This is a genomic window from Sinobaca sp. TMA16-18 (genome assembly GCF_059510535.1).
This window is the reverse complement of the sequence record NZ_JCAKFM010000001.1, coordinates 297,402-315,401: the sequence shown is the minus strand read 5'-3', so window position 1 is coordinate 315,401 and position 18,000 is coordinate 297,402. Positions and strand designations below refer to the sequence as shown.

The 18,000-nt window shown below is 43.8% G+C and carries 20 protein-coding genes and 1 other annotated feature; of the genes, 10 read left to right on the top strand and 10 right to left on the bottom strand.

Going from position 1 to position 18,000, the window contains the following annotated elements:
• Position 1 precedes the first annotated feature (1 nt).
• The 4 genes from ctaD (at position 2) to AC5W14_RS01610 (ending at position 3,548) form a co-directional block, all read left to right on the top strand.
• Positions 2–1,885 (top strand): cytochrome c oxidase subunit I, encoded by a 1,884-nt coding sequence (gene ctaD / locus AC5W14_RS01625; RefSeq protein WP_496059351.1) that lies wholly within the window; start codon positions 2–4, stop codon positions 1,883–1,885.
• Between the two features lies 1 nt (position 1,886).
• Positions 1,887–2,507 carry a cytochrome (ubi)quinol oxidase subunit III gene (locus AC5W14_RS01620; protein WP_496193548.1) on the top strand — a complete coding sequence of 207 codons (621 nt, stop codon included), beginning with the start codon at positions 1,887–1,889 and terminating at the stop codon, positions 2,505–2,507.
• Between the two features lies 1 nt (position 2,508).
• Positions 2,509–2,853, top strand: a complete 345-nt coding sequence (locus tag AC5W14_RS01615; RefSeq protein ID WP_496059353.1) for a cytochrome C oxidase subunit IV family protein — start codon at positions 2,509–2,511, stop codon at positions 2,851–2,853.
• Between the two features lie 128 nt (positions 2,854–2,981).
• On the top strand, positions 2,982–3,548 hold the full coding sequence (locus AC5W14_RS01610) for a DUF420 domain-containing protein (RefSeq protein ID WP_496059354.1): 567 nt from the start codon (positions 2,982–2,984) through the stop codon (positions 3,546–3,548).
• Positions 3,549–3,595: 47 nt separating this feature from the next.
• On the opposite strand, the gene ytvI is transcribed toward AC5W14_RS01610, so the two are convergent.
• The 3 genes from ytvI to AC5W14_RS01595 form a co-directional block, all read right to left on the bottom strand.
• Positions 3,596–4,660, bottom strand: a complete 1,065-nt coding sequence (gene ytvI / locus AC5W14_RS01605) for a sporulation integral membrane protein YtvI (RefSeq protein WP_496193547.1) — start codon at positions 4,658–4,660, stop codon at positions 3,596–3,598.
• 125 nt (positions 4,661–4,785) lie between these two features.
• Positions 4,786–5,142, bottom strand: coding sequence for a YugN family protein (locus tag AC5W14_RS01600; RefSeq protein ID WP_496059356.1), 357 nt, complete (start codon positions 5,140–5,142; stop codon positions 4,786–4,788).
• A gap of 83 nt (positions 5,143–5,225) precedes the next feature.
• Positions 5,226–5,723, bottom strand: a complete 498-nt coding sequence (locus tag AC5W14_RS01595; protein WP_496059357.1) for a PaaI family thioesterase — start codon at positions 5,721–5,723, stop codon at positions 5,226–5,228.
• A gap of 117 nt (positions 5,724–5,840) precedes the next feature.
• Here AC5W14_RS01595 and AC5W14_RS01590 point away from each other — a divergent pair, with 117 nt between their 5' ends.
• Together AC5W14_RS01590 and AC5W14_RS01585 are read left to right on the top strand one after the other, a co-directional pair.
• Complete coding sequence (locus tag AC5W14_RS01590) at positions 5,841–6,296, top strand: YlbF/YmcA family competence regulator (RefSeq protein WP_496059358.1); 456 nt, start codon at positions 5,841–5,843, stop codon at positions 6,294–6,296.
• An 80-nt stretch (positions 6,297–6,376) separates the two neighbouring features.
• Positions 6,377–6,814 (top strand): SRPBCC family protein, encoded by a 438-nt coding sequence (locus AC5W14_RS01585; RefSeq protein WP_496059359.1) that lies wholly within the window; start codon positions 6,377–6,379, stop codon positions 6,812–6,814.
• A 58-nt stretch (positions 6,815–6,872) separates the two neighbouring features.
• Here the strand turns inward: AC5W14_RS01585 and cbpB are convergent, their stop codons facing one another.
• Positions 6,873–7,310 carry a cyclic-di-AMP-binding protein CbpB gene (cbpB, locus tag AC5W14_RS01580; protein ID WP_252315639.1) on the bottom strand — a complete coding sequence of 146 codons (438 nt, stop codon included), beginning with the start codon at positions 7,308–7,310 and terminating at the stop codon, positions 6,873–6,875.
• Positions 7,311–7,520: 210 nt separating this feature from the next.
• A complete protein-coding gene (locus AC5W14_RS01575) occupies positions 7,521–7,829 on the bottom strand; it encodes a MerR family transcriptional regulator (RefSeq protein ID WP_120192354.1) in 309 nt (102 codons plus the stop codon).
• Between the two features lie 377 nt (positions 7,830–8,206).
• Between AC5W14_RS01575 and AC5W14_RS01570 the strand changes: the two genes are divergently transcribed.
• Positions 8,207–9,574, top strand: coding sequence for an aspartate kinase (locus tag AC5W14_RS01570; RefSeq protein WP_496193546.1), 1,368 nt, complete (start codon positions 8,207–8,209; stop codon positions 9,572–9,574).
• Positions 9,575–9,599: 25 nt separating this feature from the next.
• Here the strand turns inward: AC5W14_RS01570 and AC5W14_RS01565 are convergent, their stop codons facing one another.
• Positions 9,600–10,424 (bottom strand): ion transporter, encoded by an 825-nt coding sequence (locus tag AC5W14_RS01565; RefSeq protein WP_496193545.1) that lies wholly within the window; start codon positions 10,422–10,424, stop codon positions 9,600–9,602.
• A gap of 188 nt (positions 10,425–10,612) precedes the next feature.
• Here AC5W14_RS01565 and AC5W14_RS01560 point away from each other — a divergent pair, with 188 nt between their 5' ends.
• Entirely contained in the window at positions 10,613–11,614 is a 1,002-nt protein-coding gene (locus AC5W14_RS01560; protein ID WP_496193544.1) for an NAD(P)/FAD-dependent oxidoreductase, read from the top strand.
• A 42-nt stretch (positions 11,615–11,656) separates the two neighbouring features.
• Here the strand turns inward: AC5W14_RS01560 and proC are convergent, their stop codons facing one another.
• Genes proC through proB form a run of 3 tightly spaced genes read right to left on the bottom strand, consistent with a single transcriptional unit; the run spans position 11,657 to position 14,866 of the window.
• Positions 11,657–12,493 (bottom strand): pyrroline-5-carboxylate reductase, encoded by an 837-nt coding sequence (gene proC, locus AC5W14_RS01555; RefSeq protein WP_496059363.1) that lies wholly within the window; start codon positions 12,491–12,493, stop codon positions 11,657–11,659.
• Positions 12,494–12,502: 9 nt separating this feature from the next.
• Entirely contained in the window at positions 12,503–13,750 is a 1,248-nt protein-coding gene (locus AC5W14_RS01550; protein ID WP_496193543.1) for a glutamate-5-semialdehyde dehydrogenase, read from the bottom strand.
• Positions 13,751–14,866: a glutamate 5-kinase gene (proB, locus tag AC5W14_RS01545; RefSeq protein WP_496059365.1), complete on the bottom strand. Its 1,116-nt coding sequence runs from the start codon at positions 14,864–14,866 to the stop codon at positions 13,751–13,753.
• 55 nt (positions 14,867–14,921) lie between these two features.
• Positions 14,922–15,140, bottom strand: a binding site (T-box leader).
• 128 nt (positions 15,141–15,268) lie between these two features.
• Here proB and AC5W14_RS01540 point away from each other — a divergent pair.
• Positions 15,269–16,051, top strand: coding sequence for an SDR family NAD(P)-dependent oxidoreductase (locus AC5W14_RS01540; protein WP_496193542.1), 783 nt, complete (start codon positions 15,269–15,271; stop codon positions 16,049–16,051).
• 15 nt (positions 16,052–16,066) lie between these two features.
• On the opposite strand, the gene AC5W14_RS01535 is transcribed toward AC5W14_RS01540, so the two are convergent.
• On the bottom strand, positions 16,067–17,569 hold the full coding sequence (locus AC5W14_RS01535; RefSeq protein WP_496193541.1) for an FAD-dependent oxidoreductase: 1,503 nt from the start codon (positions 17,567–17,569) through the stop codon (positions 16,067–16,069).
• A 97-nt stretch (positions 17,570–17,666) separates the two neighbouring features.
• On the opposite strand from AC5W14_RS01535, the gene AC5W14_RS01530 reads away from it, so the two are divergent.
• Positions 17,667–17,942, top strand: a complete 276-nt coding sequence (locus AC5W14_RS01530; RefSeq protein ID WP_496059368.1) for a YlbG family protein — start codon at positions 17,667–17,669, stop codon at positions 17,940–17,942.
• Positions 17,943–18,000 lie beyond the last annotated feature (58 nt).

Genomic DNA, 18,000 nt, shown 5'->3' with positions numbered 1-18,000 from the left:
AATGGCGGATTATTCAGCAATTATTAAAGAAAAGAAAGACAAAAGCGTCTTAATGGACTGGCTGACCACAGTAGACCATAAGAAATTAGGCGTTATGTATTTAATAGCGGGTACGTTGTTTTTCCTGAAAGCAGGGTTAATGGCTGTTTTTATGAGAATACAGCTTATGTTTCCGGAAAACAACTTCCTGGACGGGCAGACATTTAATGAATTTATTACAATGCACGGAACCATCATGTTATTCCTTGCAGCAACACCCTTATTATTCGCTTTTATGAACTATGTTATTCCCCTTCAAATAGGAGCGCGTGACGTAGCATTTCCTTTTGTGAATGCGCTCGGTTTTTGGATTTTCTTTTTCGGCGGACTGCTATTAAGCGTCAGCTGGTTTTTCGGAGGAGCTCCGGACGCAGGCTGGACGGCATATGTGCCTCTGTCGGCAGGAGATTACGGACATTTAGGCATGGACTTTTATGTTCTCGGTCTTCAAGTGAGTGGTATTGGTACACTGATCTCTGCTATTAACTTTATTGTAACGATCGTAAATATGCGTGCCCCAGGGATGACAATGATGAGAATGCCGCTTTTCTGCTGGACTTCACTTGTTACTTCCCTACTGATTGTATTCGCTTTTACGCCATTAGCTGCAGGGCTTGCTCTTCTTATGCTTGACCGGCTGTTCGGCGCACAGTTCTTTTCACCGGACAGCGGTGGAAATGCTGTATTATGGCAGCATATTTTCTGGATTTTCGGGCACCCGGAAGTATATATTTTAGTACTGCCGGCCTTTGGAATTATTTCCGAAGTCATCCCGGCCTTCTCAAGAAAACGATTATTTGGTTACACAGCAATGGTATTTGCTACATTAATTATTGCTTTTCTAGGCTTTATGGTTTGGGTTCACCATATGTTTACCGTTGGTATCGGCCCGGTAACAAACTCGGTATTTGCTATTGCCACTATGGCAATAGGAATACCAACAGGCATCAAAATATTCAACTGGCTCTTTACGATGTGGGGCGGTAAGCTGACGTTTAATACAGCGATGCTGTGTGCTTCTTCTTTCGTCCCTACCTTCGTATTGGGCGGTGTAACTGGTGTTATGCTTTCTATGGTTCCAGTTGACTATTTATACCATGACACTTACTTCGTTGTAGCCCACTTCCATTATATTATTGTAGGTGGTATTGTTCTCGGGCTGCTGGCTGGATTGTACTACTGGTATCCAAAAATGTTCGGCCATCATTTAAATGAAAAGCTTGGTATGCTGATGTTCTGGATGTTTTATATCGGTTTTCACATGACATTCTTTGTGCAGCATATTCTGGGCCTTATCGGAATGCCAAGAAGGGTGTACACGTACCTGGAAGGCCAGGGAATGGAAACGATGAACTTAATTTCCTCACTTGGGGCATTTCTAATGTCTGCCGGTATTATCGTACTGGTTATTAACATCGTATATTCTGCTATGACAGCAGAGCGTGTGGTAGTAAGCGACCCGTGGGATGCAAGAACATTGGAATGGACGACTCCAACCCCTGTTCCGGAATATAACTTTGCACAGACGCCGCAGGTACGCTCCCTTGATCCTTTATTTTATGAAAAGATTCATGGAGACGGCAAAATGAAGCCGGCTGAACCATTGTCTGACATTCATATGCCAAATGGTTCAATTCTTCCTTTTATTATTGGAATCGGCATGTTTGTCTGGGGATTCGGCATGATTATGATTAATATGGAAAACGCTATTGTATCTCCATACGCTGTTATTATTCCAGGCTTTCTGCTTACATTCGGGCCGATGCTCGTCCGTTCTATTAAAGAGGACCACGGTTACCACATTACAGCAGAAGAATTGAAAAAGCTGGAAAAGGAGGTAAGTTAACATGGCTGATCACGTAGATATGACGAAAGGCCTTCCTTCCAATCCCGAAAAAGCAACGCTGGAAGGAAGAAATAAATTTTTAGGCTTTTGGATCTTTCTAAGCGGGGAAACGATCATGTTTGCTACCTTCTTTGGGGCTTTTCTCGGCTTAAGAGAAGGAACGGCAGGAGGTCCAACTGCAGAAGAATTATTCCAGCTGCCGCTTGTGTTTATCATGACAATGCTGCTGCTAACGAGTTCGCTTACGAGTGTACTGGCGATGTACGCGATGAAACGCAACAATTTTAAAAGCATGATGATCTGGATGAGTACTACCGTAGTACTCGGTATGGCATTTCTTGGTTTAGAAATCTATGAGTTCGTGGAATATGTACATCACGGGCTGGGTTTTACTACAAGTGCTTTTGGGTCTTCCTTTTATGCTCTAGTCGGTCTTCACGGAGCCCACGTGCTATTCGGACTTGCCTGGATCAGTACGCTGCTTATACGCTACGCCAGAACAGGTATTACCCTAACGAATGCTCCGAAGTTTTATCTGGCCAGTCTATATTGGCACTTTATAGACGTCGTATGGGTGTTTATATTTACCGTCGTTTATCTTATGGGAATAGGGGGAGCTTAATATGGCAAATGAGTTATCCAAACCATTCGAAAAAAGCGCATTGTCAGACGAAGATCTGCACAAGATGAATAAAGAAAAGAAAGTGCAGATTACTTCTTTCGCTTTTATGATTTTTCTAACATTCCTGGCATTTATTGCAGTAGCCACGGAAATGATTGAACCAACCTTTGCTGTTCCGTTTATTCTTGTACTGGCAGGAATTCAATTTTTTCTACAGTTGTTTTACTTCATGCATTTGAAAGACAAAGGCCATGAATGGGCTAACACATTTATTATTACCGGTGTGGTGCTTTCCACTCCAGCCTTGATTGCATTAACGTTTCTTCTGGGTATGACAAAATACTAAAAAGAAACAGCCTTTCGTTGAGAGAGGCTGTTTTTTTGTGTGTTCACTGATTTGTTAGAGATTTGAAACAGGCGGCAGCTACTTTCCTGTATAATGAAGAATAGATAAATAGAGAAATGGGGGAGACGATGAGTAAATCTTCAGATCAACTATCATCACAATCAAAGGGTTCATCAGAAAAAAGCCATGTGGCTATAGTAGTAACGCTTACTATTGTTATTAATGGTCTGGTCACCCTTTTGTTTTTTATGGATGGGCTGGGCGGAGATATAGAAGCTTTCGATTTAACAATCCTGCCAATGATGAATGCTATATTTAACAGCTTCACGACCGTCTTTTTGTTTACAGCATTGTTTTTTATTTTGAAAAAAAACATTACGATGCACAAGCGGTTTATTTATGCCGCGTTTTCTTCCACCGGGCTGTTTCTAGTCACTTATGTTACGTACCACGCTTTGGCGGAATCTACCGAATACGGTGGTACAGGAGCAATAGCCGCTGTATACTACTTTATTTTAATTTCCCATATTATCCTGGCAATTATTATTGTGCCGCTTGCAATATGGACGTTTTTAAAAGGAATCACCTCCCAGGTTGAAAAACACCGGAAAATTGCCAGATGGACAATGCCGCTCTGGCTGTATGTTAGTATAACCGGAGTTATTGTGTATCTCATGATCTCTCCTTATTATTAAAGAATAAGCAAACGGACTGCTCTTGTGAGCAGTCCGTTTTTGTTAAGTTAAATTTTAAAATCGAGTTTGATGAGACCGGCTTCCCGAGCGGATGTAAAAGCAATGACTGCGAGAGGACCTACAATAAAGCCGACGATACCAAGAAGGGAAAGGCCGATATACAAGGATATAAGTGTGGCCAATGGAGAAAGGCCGATGTGATGACCCATCACTTTAGGTTCTACCGTCCGGCGGATGATCAGGAGAATAATTCCTAATACCAGCAGCTGGGTGCCAAGCACCATATCCCCGGATAAATATTGGAAAATCGCCCACGGAGCAAGAATAGCAATAGAGCCAATAATGGGGATGAAATCTATCACCCAAATAATGAGCGCCATAATCAGAGCTACCTCGGGCACAATAAAGTATAAACCGATATAGGTTACAATTACGATAATAAGACTGACCAAAAACTGGGCTTTAAAAAAGCCAATGATTACTTTACCAAGACGAGCCGTCATAAAATGAACTTTTTGAGCGGTTTCTACTTTCATGAAAGAATACATTTTCCTGCTTAGGCGGGGAAGGTCCATCATAAACAAGAACAGTGCAATTAAATACACAATAAATGATACTAGATAGCCAGGGATAGAAGCGACAATACTCGTAACGGTATTTAAAAACTGGCCATCGGTAAAGATGTTACTAACGTTATTAAGCATGTCAGTTACCTGGGCATTTATTACGTTAATTACATCAGGAGGCAGATTCATTTGTACATAGGTGTTTTCAATAGAAGTCTGTATTTCTTTCCAAGAACGGTTTACTTCAGTTATGTAGTCCGGCAGGTTTTCCACAAATAGAATAGCCTGTGTCACAACTTGAGTAATGATTAGATAACCGGCGATGCCGAGAGAAATAAGAAACAAGATAAATACTACCATTACAGCAATGGAACGCCGCCACTTAGCTTTTTCATTTAACAGCCTGACAAGAGGCGAGAGAGCAAGCGCTGTGAGTAATGCGAGAATAATAGGACCGGAAACCGGCAGAATGAAAATTAGAGCAACGATAAGTATAAGTATGGATAAAAAACGAATCATATTTTTTTTCGTAAGGAACGACGACACAGCTATACCCCTTTCAGACATACGGACAAGATAGTATACCAATTAGTATATAGGATTTGAAAGAAGAGAACAAAATATTTATCCCGTGAACATAAAAAAAGAAGCTGGTTTCAGCTTCTTTTTGATTATTTCTTTGCTTTTAGGACATCCCAGACTGCTTTTGTTTTGTCCTGGCATTTTTGAATGATTTTTTCCGGGAATTCTTCATCGTATTCTATTCCGTGTGGATAGTAATGTCTTCCAAAATAGGGTGTTAATATTTCAACAACTGTATCTTCGTCCGGAATATCTCCGTCCACCGCATAAGCCGGGATACGTAAATAGTAAGTCGCATCATCCGTGCGGTCAAAAAATTTATAATCAAATGTTACGCGCTCATAGTCCCATTGACCAGCGTGAATAAATCCTGCGTCTTTAATGATTCTATGTAGCTTACCAAATGTGATTTGAGTGCCCTCAAATTCATAATCTGCAATTTGCATGTGCTGCGCCCCCTATTTATACATATATTCTTATTTTAATATTAAAATAAAGCGTTTGCAATGGGGAGATGGAATTTCATGAGTTAAGCCAGGAAATCAATTACATAAAACGTGCCGGTGCCATAGGCAATAATTTGATCTTTTTCGTCTTTCACAGTGGAAGATAAAAAAAGCGTTTTTGAGCTTTGCGATATCACTTCCGTTCGGCAGTACAAATAGTCTCCTTTTCCGGGTTTTAAGTAGTTCACCTTTATTTCCAGTGTAACAGCCGCCTTTTTTGCAGGAGTGGAGTGGTTGGCAAGGGTTCCCATGCAGGTGTCCATTAACGTAGCGGTTACTCCACCGTGGACAATCTCGAGCGGGTTTTGTATGCCTTTATGAATCGGAATGCGCATTTGATAGCTTCCATCTTCATTCCATTCTCCTTCCGCCTGCAGCCAGCCGCTCACATAAGAAGGATGGTGGCCTTCGTGCGTTTGTTTAAGGCCATTTAGAAACTGCTGCATCACTTCTTTTTCTTCGGCTGTTGCAGACTGTAAAAAATCCTTAATATCTGTTGATAAGGTTTTTGTATCTGTCATATTCGATCCTTTCCTAATGCTTTAATAGTTATATTGTAGCAAGCAAGCTCAAGCATGCCAATTAATTCTTCAAACAAAGGCTTATTCCATGTTATACTCCGGATAGGAGGTGCCATTATGAACAGTACTGCTTATACGTCGACACCAGCTGACATTTTAACAGCATCAGAGGAGCTGACAGCTTTGTTGTTTACCTCTGATATATATATAGCTTACACGACAGCCAAGGCTGAAATGGAAGCCGATAAAGAAGCCCGCAGGCTTATTTCTGAATTCACCGGCTGGAAGGACCGTTACGAGGAAGTCCAGCGTTTTGGAAAGTACCATCCGGATTATAAATTGGTTTCAAAAGAAATCCGGCTGAAAAAGAGGGAGATGGACGTCCATCCAACCGTTACGGCTTTTAAAAAAGCAGAAAAGGATTTAGAAACCCTTTTAAATGATATTTCCGGAGAAATCGCCGGGGCAGTTTCTCCTAATATAAAAGTGCCTACCGGAAACCCATTTTTCGACAATGCTTCCTGCGGCACCGGCGGATGCGGGTCCGGCGGTTCGTGCGGGTGCAGCGCATAGACTATCTGCCTGATTAACGTTCTGTTTTTCATATAAGATCTTTTTCTTTAGTACAGAAATTGCTGCCAAGGAGGAACAGTATGTTTAAAGGGAGTATCGAATACCAGACAGTAGTAAAAGCATCCAGAGCCGACGTCTGGAATTTCTTCCAGGATTCTAAAGCACTGGAAGGACTGACAGATTTTCCGGAAGTTACCGTAGTATCCAATGGAGAGTCGAAAGCCGGAGAGACAGTGGAGATTCAGATAGCAGCCGGCCCGATTAAATGTAATTGGGTGTCCGCTATTACGGACAGCAAACAAGAAGAGTATTTCGTAGATGAAGGAAAAGATATACCGTTTCCTTTAATCAACTGGAAGCATACCCACTCTTTTCAATCGCTGGCTGATGGAGAGCTGACCGGAATTACAGATCACGTGGAGTTCGAAAGTTATGCTCCATCATTATTTATTAAAGCAGGATTATATAACATGTTTAAAGACAGGGAAAAAGCACTGCAGAAACAATTTAAACAATAACGAAAAGAGCCATCCATCTGGACGGCTCTTTTGCTTTATGCTGAATATCTGATTATGCTTATCCTTTTTCAAAGTAACGGTGGATTAAAGCAAGAATGGATCGTCTTGTTAAAATGCCGACAAAAGAATGGTCATGATCTTCAATGCAGACAAAAGGATGATTAATAGAAAGCATCAGCGCTTTTCCAAATGTTTCATCTTTGTGCATACGAGGAACTTTAGCAGACATCACATCTTTTACTTTGTAGTCATGAAGGCGCTCCATTTCGATGCGTTCAATACCCAGGATAGAATCGAGGATGTGCGCTTTGCTGATCTGACCCTGCACCCTGTATGATTTATCAAGCACAGGAATAGCGGTATAACCCGATTTGATTAAAATAAGCAAAGCATGATCCAAAGGGTTTTCAAGCTGTACGTGTGCGACTTTTTCATCTGACACAATAAGCTGTTTTATTTCGTTATCCATGATCTGGCTGTTTTTTAATGTTTGCATGTGTTTCATCACTTTCTTTCTGTAGGCGCTCCCGCGCCGGAAGTTTCAAGTAACACCTCAGCACAAGTGTTGGAGGGTTTATACCTCTTTTATCGTATGCTCAAAAAATAGGAAAGTCAAGAAAATATTGTAAGCGTTACATGAAGCGAAATCGGATGATGCCGCCACTTACATATACCCCTTTACTTTTGTATTTAATCCATAATATGTTTATTTCCGCAGGTTAAAAGCAGCATTTAACTGGCCGCGCAGCATTTTATCACGAAGCTCTGAATTCTTCATTTTCTTTTGTTCCATCCTGCGTATTTCAAACGTCTGCATACCATCTTCCATTTTATCAGCTATGTCAATCAGGCGTTCCACATCGCCAAATGAATATTTTCTTGTACCACCGGACGATCGTTCCGGAAATATCAGCTTTCTTTCTTCGTAATATCTGATTTTTCTCTCCGACAAACCTGTAAGTTCGCTAATGACTCCTATTGTAATGACTTTTTTGTCTTTGTAGTTTGAAGACATCGACAAGCGCCCCTTTTTCTCTATTGTTTCTAACAACATATCATAAAATCTTACATAGTAAATGTACATTGTTAGATTTCCTTACATGATTGAGGTTCTTTTCTGTTGTATATACGCTATACTATAAAGAACATCAGAAAGAAAAAAGTACGTGAAAAAAACCCTGTATACAGCGTCAGCAGGAAGTTCTTCAGGATACATACAATATTCAATGCCATAGGCATAAAGAACCTTTGTAAGAGCGCCTGAGCGCTGTATATCTAGTGTCAGCAGAGTAAATGTCCTTTGTGGCAGGGAGCTATTTATGATAAGCTAATATTTGTGAAATTTTCAGAATTTAGATTAAAGGAAACTATTTATTTGGGAGATGGGAACGAATGAACGTAGCAAAATTTGGGGGATCCTCCTTGGCAGACGCCGGGCAGATCAAAAAAGTAGCATCGATTATTACGGCAGATACAGATAGAAAAATAATTGTCGTTTCCGCGCCAGGAAAAAGAAGCGATGAAGATACAAAAGTAACGGATCTGCTGATTCATTTAGGCGAAACAGCATTGGCTGAAAAAGACACAGCAGAGGCTTTGCATAATGTGGTCGAGCGGTTTCGTTCGATAACAGAAGAGCTGGGGCTTTCCGAAGACATGCTGCAAATCATTGAAAAAGACCTGCAGGAAAGAGTCGACTATAAAAAAGACAATCCGGGCCGGTTTCTTGATCAAATGAAAGCAGCGGGAGAGGACAACAATGCGAAAGTGATTGCCGGCTATCTGCAGAGCCTGGGAATCGTGTCAGAATACATAAATCCGGCAGAAGCCGGTCTCTATGTCAGTGACACCCCTGGAAACGCGCAGGTGCTTCCGGAATCCTACGACAACCTGTACAAGCTGCGGAACCGGAAGGGAATTCTAATATTTCCCGGTTTCTTTGGTTATTCCAAACAAGGCGAGCTGGTTACTTTTTCCAGAGGGGGGTCAGATATTACAGGCTCCATCGTAGCAGCCGGTATTAAAGCGGATTTATACGAAAACTTTACCGATGTGGACAGCGTATTTGCAGCGAATCCAAACGTAGTTAAAGATCCTGTAGCCATTAAAAGAATGACTTATAGAGAAATGCGTGAGCTGTCTTATGCCGGTTTCGCAGTATTTCATGATGAAGCTTTAATTCCTGCATTCCAAAAGTCGATCCCGGTATGTGTGAAAAACACAAACAATCCTAAAACGAGCGGGACGATGATTATTTCGGAAAGAGAGTATGCATTGAATCCCGTTATCGGCATTGCAGCGGATAAAGGCTTCAGCACCTTGTATGTGAGAAAGTATCTAATGAACCGGGAAGTAGGGTTCGGGCGCAGGTTATTATCGATTATCGAAGACGAGGGGATCTCCTACGAGCATATACCTTCCGGGATTGATGATACTTCTGTGATTCTGGACAACAGCCAGCTCACCGATTCTATTGAAGAAAAAATTATCCAGCGCATCACAGAAGAACTCGAAGCAGACGATGTGTATTTTGAAAAAGGTCTGGCTATGATCATGCTTGTTGGAGAAGGCATGCATGAAACAGTTGGTATTGCAGCAAGAGCAACAAAAGCTTTAATGGAGAAACAGATTAATATTGAAATGATTAACCAGGGTTCATCAGAGGTTTCGCTTTCCTTTGGTATTAAAGAAGGACAGGTCGATGATGCAATCAGGGGCCTGTATGAAGAATTTTTCAGCACAAAAGAAGTATTGCAGTAAAAATCAAAAAGACGGAAACCGATAATTATCGGTCCCCGTCTTTTTTTTGTTCCATAATGAGCTGTTTAAGTTCCTGTATTTCTTTTTGCAGTTCCTTTGTCGTTACCTCGGGCCCGTTAGCCGCTTCTTTTTCCATATTATCGGCTTTTTCGACATTACTGACGATTACACCGATGAAAAGGTTAAAGATAATAAATGTACCAATCAGCACGAAGCTTACAAAATAAAACCAGGACATTGGTGCCTGCTCTAAAACAGGGCGCATGACGCCACTGGCCCAGGATTCAAGCGTTACTACCTGGAAAAGCGTTAAAAGAGTCAGCTGCAGGTTGCCAAAGTATTCGGGTTCGATATCCTGATACAGCATCGTTCCGATAACTGCATAAATATAAAAGAAAATACTCATTAGAAACATAATGTTACCGAGCGAAGGGATCGTTAACAGCAGCGCGTCTACGAGTCTCTTTAACGATGGTATAATAGAGATGGCCCGGAGGACACGAAGTACACGCAGAATTCGAAGCACAGTAACAAAATGGGCCCCGGCGAAGATGTGACCGGCAAATACAATCAAAAAATCGAACCAGTTCCATGGATTTTTAAAAAATCGATAAGATGGTTTAAAGGCAATAATCCGAAGAACAATTTCAACAGTGAATATCCAAAGCAGTATCCGGTCCGCTATGTAAAACCAATGTTGATTTTCCTGATAAACAGCTGGATATGTCTCAATGCCTACTAAGGCAGCGTTAATTAAAATAATAACCATAATCGTATTAATAAAAAGCGGACTTTCGACAAGTACAGCTAATTTATCGCGCCATGTCCGTCGTTGTTTTGACTCTTTCATAAACCTAAAACTCCCTTTATTCTCTATTAATGGCTGCTGCTGATTTATTAGCTGGTTGTAATAATGCACACAACTATCTTATTGTACTAAAACACAGATAGCATGGAAAGATTTCTTTCTCGAGCGCCGGGGATTGAGGTACGCTCGACGAGGGTATAGAACATAATAGAAAAAGGGGATGAAAGCAGATGAAAAATAAACAAGTGATTATTATAGGCTCCGGCCTGGCTGCGTGGAGTGCCCATGCCGTTTTGGAGGCTAGAGGTATCAAGACAATGATTCTGGAGAAGAGCAGAGGCGTTGGAGGGCGTATGGCCACCCGTCGGATGGGGGAAGGACGTGCAGACCACGGGGCTCAGTTTATTACAGCCCGCAGCACGGAAATGAAACAGCTCATCCAGGAATGGGAAAGAAACGGCTGGGTGAAAGAATGGAACAAAGGTTTTGCCCGTGCAGAAGACATAGCTGACCGGAAAATAACCGAGAACGGCGGAGACGGGCATCCCCGCTATGCAGGAGTAGATGGAATGTCCCCTTTCGTAAAAAGGCTTTGGAGAGGAAAAAATATACATACATCCCACCTTGTCCGGACCATTAAGCCTGGAAAAGAAGGCTGGATTGTGGAAGGCGAAGCAGGAGAAGATCATTTTTCTTTTTCAGCAGAAGGCGTTCTTGTTACGGCCCCTATGCCGCAGACGCTGGCGCTCTTTCCGGAATTTCCGGGTTCGTCTAAGGATCAGAAAGCGATGGAAGAACTTACTTACGAGAAAAGCGTTGGATTAATGATTGCTTATTCCGGAGAAACAAAGATTCCTGAAGCCGGCGGCATTCAGTGGGAAAAAGGCGACATTGCTTTTGCCGGCTGCAATTATCAAAAAGGTATTTCCAAAGAGAAGCTTCTGACGATTCATGCGAGCGGAGACTGGTCGGGTATCCATTGGGAGGAAGCAGAGGATACATTGAAAAGCGCTCTTCTTCAAAAGATAGACTGGCTGCTGGACGGCGCCGAAATACAAGACGTACAAGTGAAAAAATGGCTCTATGCCAAGCCGAACGTGCTTTTTCCTGAAAGGAGCATCAGCTTTACATCACCGGCACCTGCAGCGTTCGCCGGAGATATTTTCAAAGAAGGCAAAGCAGAAGGCGCTATTTTGTCAGGAAAACATGCAGCTGAACATTTATCTCTTTAAATAATAAGCCCGCTGAAGGCATATCTTCAGCGGGCTTATTGTTTATTTAAGTGGGGTGGTAGCAGGTTTTCCTAATTCTTTGGATCGTTCAATAGCCCGCATGATACTGGCAGTAAAATGTTCCTGGACATGATGCTGCTCGAGTACATCAAAAGCAGCTTCCGTCGTGCCGGCGGGACTCATAATTTCTTTATACAGCTCTTTTGACGTTTTTTCGGTGTGCTGCAGCCGCAGGGCTGCACCGAAAAAGGTTTGTATAATAAGTTCTTTTGCTTCATCTTCATGAAGGCCGGCCTGTCTCCCCGCATTTTCCATTGCTTCGACCATGTAATACAAATAGGCGGGACCGCTGCCGGCAATGCCGGTAACAGCATCCATTTTTTCCTCAGTAAGTTCGGTTACTGTTCCGATAGAACGAAACAGAGCCGCCGCAATCCGTGCGTCTGTTGAAGAAGCATAGGATCCCAGGGAGATCGCGGTCGCAGATGCCCCGACTTTAGCCGATGTGTTTGGCATCGCTCGTATAACCGGCGGGTGAATCGCGAAAAGATTTTCCATATACATAGTAGAAATTCCGGCCATTACAGAGACAATAATTTGTTCGTTTGACAGCTTATGGCGTATGGAGTGAATAGCGTCTTCTGCATGCCTGGGTTTCATTGCGAGAATAATGACCGAGGCTTCTATTGTTTTTGTATCTTTGAGCTGGAAGGAGTGGATACCATATTCTTTTTCCAGACGAAGAAGTTTATCTTTGTCCGAATGGTTGGTGACTGAAATTTGATCGGGCTGTACAAGTTCTTTCCGGATCAGTCCGCCGATAATGGCTTCTGCCATCGCTCCTGCTCCAATGAAAGCAAACGACTGGTTCGTAAGCATAAGCTCCTCCTATTCTTTTATCTGTCCGGTACCTTCGATAATATATTTATAAGACGTGAGCGCTTTAAGTCCCATTGGTCCGCGGGCATGAAGTTTTTGAGTACTGATGCCGATCTCTGCGCCGAAGCCAAATTCAAAACCATCCGTAAATCGCGTGGAAGCGTTATGATAAAGGGCCGCTGCGTCAATACCTGCAAAGAATGCCCGCTTATTTTCTTCGTTTTCCGTAATGATCGACTCGGAATGAGTCGTGCCATACGTTTGAATATGGGAAATTCCTTCTGCTGCACTGTCAATGCATTTCATGGAAACAATATAATCGAGGTACTCTTCAGCCCAGTCAGACTCCTTGGCTGCTTTAATATCGGAATGAAGCGCCTGGATTTTCTCGTCCCCTCGAATTTCAACCCCGGCAAGGAGAAGCTCTTCTATTAATTCACTTCCATTTTCCTGCAGCCATTTTTCATGCACGAGGATGGTTTCGCAGGCGTTGCAGACAGAAGGACGCTGCGTTTTTGCATTAATTGCAATATCGATGGCCATTTTTTTACCGGCTGATTCATCAATAAGAACATGACAGTTCCCAACTCCGGTTTCTAAAACAGGAATGGAAGACTGGTCAACCACAGTTTGAATAAGACCGGCACCGCCACGTGGAATCAGCACATCAAGATACTTATTCATTTTAAACATTTCTGATGCCCCTTCACGTGAAGTGTCTTCTGCCAGTTGAATAGAATCAGGGGAAAGGGAATATTTTTCCATTCCTGCATGGATAGCATCGATAATAGCCTGGTTGGAATGATAGGCCGATGAACTGCCGCGAAGCAGCACGGCATTTCCGGTTTTGACTGCTAAAGCAGTTGCATCGGCTGTTACGTTAGGTCTGGCTTCATAAATAATACCGATAGCACCGAGCGGGACACGTATTTTTTTTATTTCAAGTCCATTGGGACGATCCCAGGCTTCTATTTCTTCTCCAATAGGATCGGGCAGGGCGGCAACATCGCGGAAGCCGTCCGCCATCGTTTTAATGCGTTCCTCTGTTAAACGCAGCCTGTCCAGAAGGGCCTCGGTAAATCCCTTTTCCATTCCAGCTTCTATATCTTTTTGATTCGCTTCCAATATGGTAAGCGTATGTTCTTCCAAAGATAAAGCCAGTTCATTTAATACATTGTTCTTTTGGGCAGCGTTCAGCACGGCGAGCTCTCCGGCTGCCTGTTTTACTTTTTGGCCCTGTTCTGTCATTTTACTCATTTACTTCATCTCCTTCATAGCAACCCAGTCATCACGATGGATGACTTCAGCTTTGATCGTTTTGGTGTAAGCCGCAGCTTCTGAGCTTGATTTTCCTTTAATGTCTGCCAATTCAGCGGAGGACATATTTACCTGTCCTTTACCGATAAGCTTTCCTTTTTCATCCACTACCTGCACGACCGATCCGCTGCCGAACGTGCCTTTAATTAATTTGATGCCGGCAGGGAGAAGGCTTCTGCCATTTTGAAGCAGAGCCCGTTTGGCACCGCCATCGACTACCAGTTCTCCTGAGGGAAGAGAGTGCAGTGCAAGCCATTGCTGCTTTGATTTCAACGTGAACTGCCCGGGATAGCCGATATACGTTCCATTTCCTTTTCCATCGATAATATCCGTAAGTTTATGCGGACCTGATCCAGTGCCAATAAATATGCGCAGCCCCAGCTGCAGAGCCGTTTGGGCAGCGAGAAGTTTTGATTTCATTCCACCGGTGCCAACCAGGCTGCCGCTGCCGCCCGCTCCAATAAGAAGCTCATCTGTGATTTCAGAAAGAAAATGGTATTTTTTGGCCGAAGGATTTTCTTTTGGATGTGAATCATAAAGGCCGTCCACGTCGGTCAGGATAAATAAATCATCAGCCTGGCACAGTCCGCCTACGAGAGCCGACAGCATATCGTTGTCGCCAAACGTAAGCTCATCCACCATAATAGAGTCATTTTCGTTAATAATCGGGAGCACCTGGCGCTGAAGCAGTTCGGAAAGAGTGTTGTACGCATTTTGATACTGCGGCCTGTTGGAGAAATTATCACGTGTCAGCAGCAGCTGCCCGGTTGAAATGCCATACGCATGAAACTCCTTTGTGTATGCTTCCATGAGAAGGCCCTGGCCTACCGCAGCTGCGGCCTGTTTGCCGGCAAGCTTTACGGGGCGGGAGGGGTAGCCGAGCCGGCCGAATCCGGCAGCCACGGCGCCGGATGAAACGAGAATAACCTGATGACCCCGCTCCCGCAGTGCTGCAATAGCTGATACGTGTTCTTTCAGTTTTTTTTCACTCAGCCTGCCATTTGGGGTAGTCAGCGAACTGCTTCCAATTTTTACGACTATCCGTTCCTTTTTCATTTGGGCTCTTCTCTCCATTTCATTTATCTGTTAATACAAAAAAGCCCCCGTCCTAATAAAGGACGGAGACGTATAATCCGCGGTGCCACCTTCGTTGAAAAGCGATAACTACCGCTTTTCCACTTGGAACTTTAACGCAGTTAACGATCAGGCTGTCGGCCTGACAGCTCCAGAGCAGGTTCATAAAAGAGATGTTACAGCGCCTCTCAGCCAGTGAGCGCCATTTTCTGTACGACATCCTGCTTTTATTACTATTCTCCTTCGACACTGTTTCTCTTTTTTTAATTCGGGATGATACAATAGTTGTTCATATTATGTTTCATAGATGCGGAGTTGTCAAGCAAATTAAAGCCCTCCGCGGAAGCCGTGGAAATAAAGATACACAGAAAGAGAGATGAAACGATGACAGCAGAAAAAACAGTAGTAATCACGGGAGCCGGAAGCGGACTCGGACGATGGATCAGTATTGAGAGTGCAAAGCACGGCTATTATCCCATTCTGGTAGGACGATCCGGAGAGAAACTAAGAGCTGTCCAGCGTGAACTGGTGCACCTGGGTGTTTCTTCAGATATAGAAACGGCGGACATTAGAAACCATGAGGATAACAAAAGAGCTGCTGAAGCCATTTTGAATCGAACAAAAAAAATCGATGTACTTATTAATAACGCCGGGTATGGATTTTTTGCGGAAGCTGAAAACCTTTCTTATGATAGTGCCAGGCAAATCATGGAAGTGAACCTGCTCGGTCTAATCGATTGGACAAGCTTGTTTCTGCCGCATTTAAAACAACAGCAGAGTGGACGTATCGTTAATATTGGCTCCATGGCAGGTAAAATAGCAACCCCTAAAGCCTCTGCCTATGCAGCGAGTAAGGCCGGGGTTATTGCTTATTCCAATGCGCTTCGTATGGAGATGAAACCTCACCGTGTATCGGTGATGACGGTGAACACCGGACCGGTCAAAACACCTTTTTCAAATAAAGCGGACCCGACCGGACAGTATGAAAAATCGGTGAGCAGGCTCGCTATTCGTCCTGATAAGCTTGCCCGTACTATTGTAAAAAACCTGAATGGGCGTGCCAGAGAAATAAACCTGCCCGGTTACATGAACAAAGCGGCCCTGCTGTACAGTTTGTTTCCAAAAACGGTAGAACAGCTGGGCAGAAAGCAGTTCATGAAAAAGTAAACGTGGATTTTCTCGTTAGCTGTGTTCTTCTTTATAAAAACGGGAGCCGGTAATCGACTCATAAACATGAATGGCGCTCATCGTAACGGCCATCGTGCTGCCCCCGGGAAAGACGGAATCTCCGCACATCCAGAGACCGGGCAGGTTTGTCCGATGGGAGAGGCTGTTGAAAAGAGCATAGCGGCTCGTCTGCGGAAAACCGCCCACCATGCCATCCGGACGGTGGATATAATGCTCCCACGCATGAGGAGCACCAGGAAGCAGGGAAGACAGAGCATCAGACCAGCCTGTCTGCGATAAAAGAATTTGTTTCAATTCTTCCAGGGTCTGCTGTTTCTGTTCGTCATAGGTGGCTCTGTTTTTCCAGCGTGCAGGATCGGTGTGCGTGGAAATAGTAAAGGTACGTTCCCGTCCCGGAGCCCTCAGGGTGTCTTCTTCTTCAGATAACGATACAAACATGTGCTCTTTTTCAAAAGCATTTTCCGGTCCCCACATTATCTGCTGGAACAACGGGGTACCGGCAGATGCTTCTGTCAGCGTGCCGTACATAGAAAAAGCGCTCCAGATTGGAGTACGGCTTCTTTTCTGCCATTTTCCTCCGAGTGCCGCAAAGTCGGCTTCGCTCATTAACGAAGGAAGCACCTGAACGGGTACATTCAGGACAAGATCCTTCGCTGTAAACAGTCTGCCGCGTTTATCGACTGCTTCCCACAGGCCGTTATTTCTTTGAATCTTTTCGATGGTACGTCTTTTGACGGCCTGGCCGCCGTTTGCTTTGACTGCAGCTGCAAGTGATTCGGCACCTCGGTAAAGCCCGCCTTTCATATAGTGGGCACCTTGATGGTAGATGGCAAGACCATACAGGCCGAGAAGGGCGGCTGCTTTATCAGCGGAAGCCTGCATGCTGTCGAGGAGCTGGCCGTTAATATACTGCATGAACCCATAATGTTTATCAAGCTGATACTGGGCCAGCACTTGTGTTACTGTTTTCCGGTAATATGGAATAAGTACGGCTGCTCTGCCATCAGCGGAAGCGAGCAGCGTTTTCCAATCCTGCCAGTTTTTCGGCGGCATAACCGGTGCTTTTTTTAATAAAGATAAAAATATATCCCCTGTTTTGGCAACAAGCTGGTAGAATTTTTCGATACGGTCACTGATCTCGGGAAAAGTATGGCACAGGTGCTGGATGTGGGTATCCATGTCTGCATGGACTGTAATAGAGAACCCGGCAGAGTGTACATCCATAATAGCAGACAAAGGGGTTTTTTCCGGCTGGGGGAGACCAAGGTGGTTAAAAACACGGTAATGAAGACCATCAGGCTCCTGAAATCCCAGGCCCAGTGTGGCGCCGACCGGATAAATGTAATCTCCTCTTCTGAATTTGCCTGCACTTCCGCCCCATTCATTTGAAGCTTCCAAAAGCGTAACGGATTTACCTGCACGGCTTAGAAGTCCGGCCGCCGTGAGACCGCCAAATCCACCGCCTATAATCAATACATCTGAAGAGTCCATCAGCATATTCCTTTCTTGAAAGCAGCTGGAAAGCGCTGCTTTATTGCTCTTATTGTATACCCATGCTAGACTAAAAAGAAATCCAGTAAAAGGGGAAGACCTTATGTATCCAAAACGAACAGGTATTGCTATATGGCTGAAGTCCACTAAGCATGCTCGACAGCTTCGCCGGTACGGGGTCGTTCACTATGTTTCGAAGTCGATGAACTACGCAATAGTTTACTGTAATGAAACCAGCGTGGAATCGGTTATAGAGGATATAAAAAACCTTCATTTTGTCGAGAAGGCGGAACGATCCATGAAACCATCTGTAGCTACAGAATATAAAAAGAAGACAATCGAAAAAGAGCCGGCACCGGACTATACTATGGGCCTGTAAACAGACTTTTTCCTATACAGCCATGAACCCCCTGACAAAGGGGGTTCATTTTTATGGA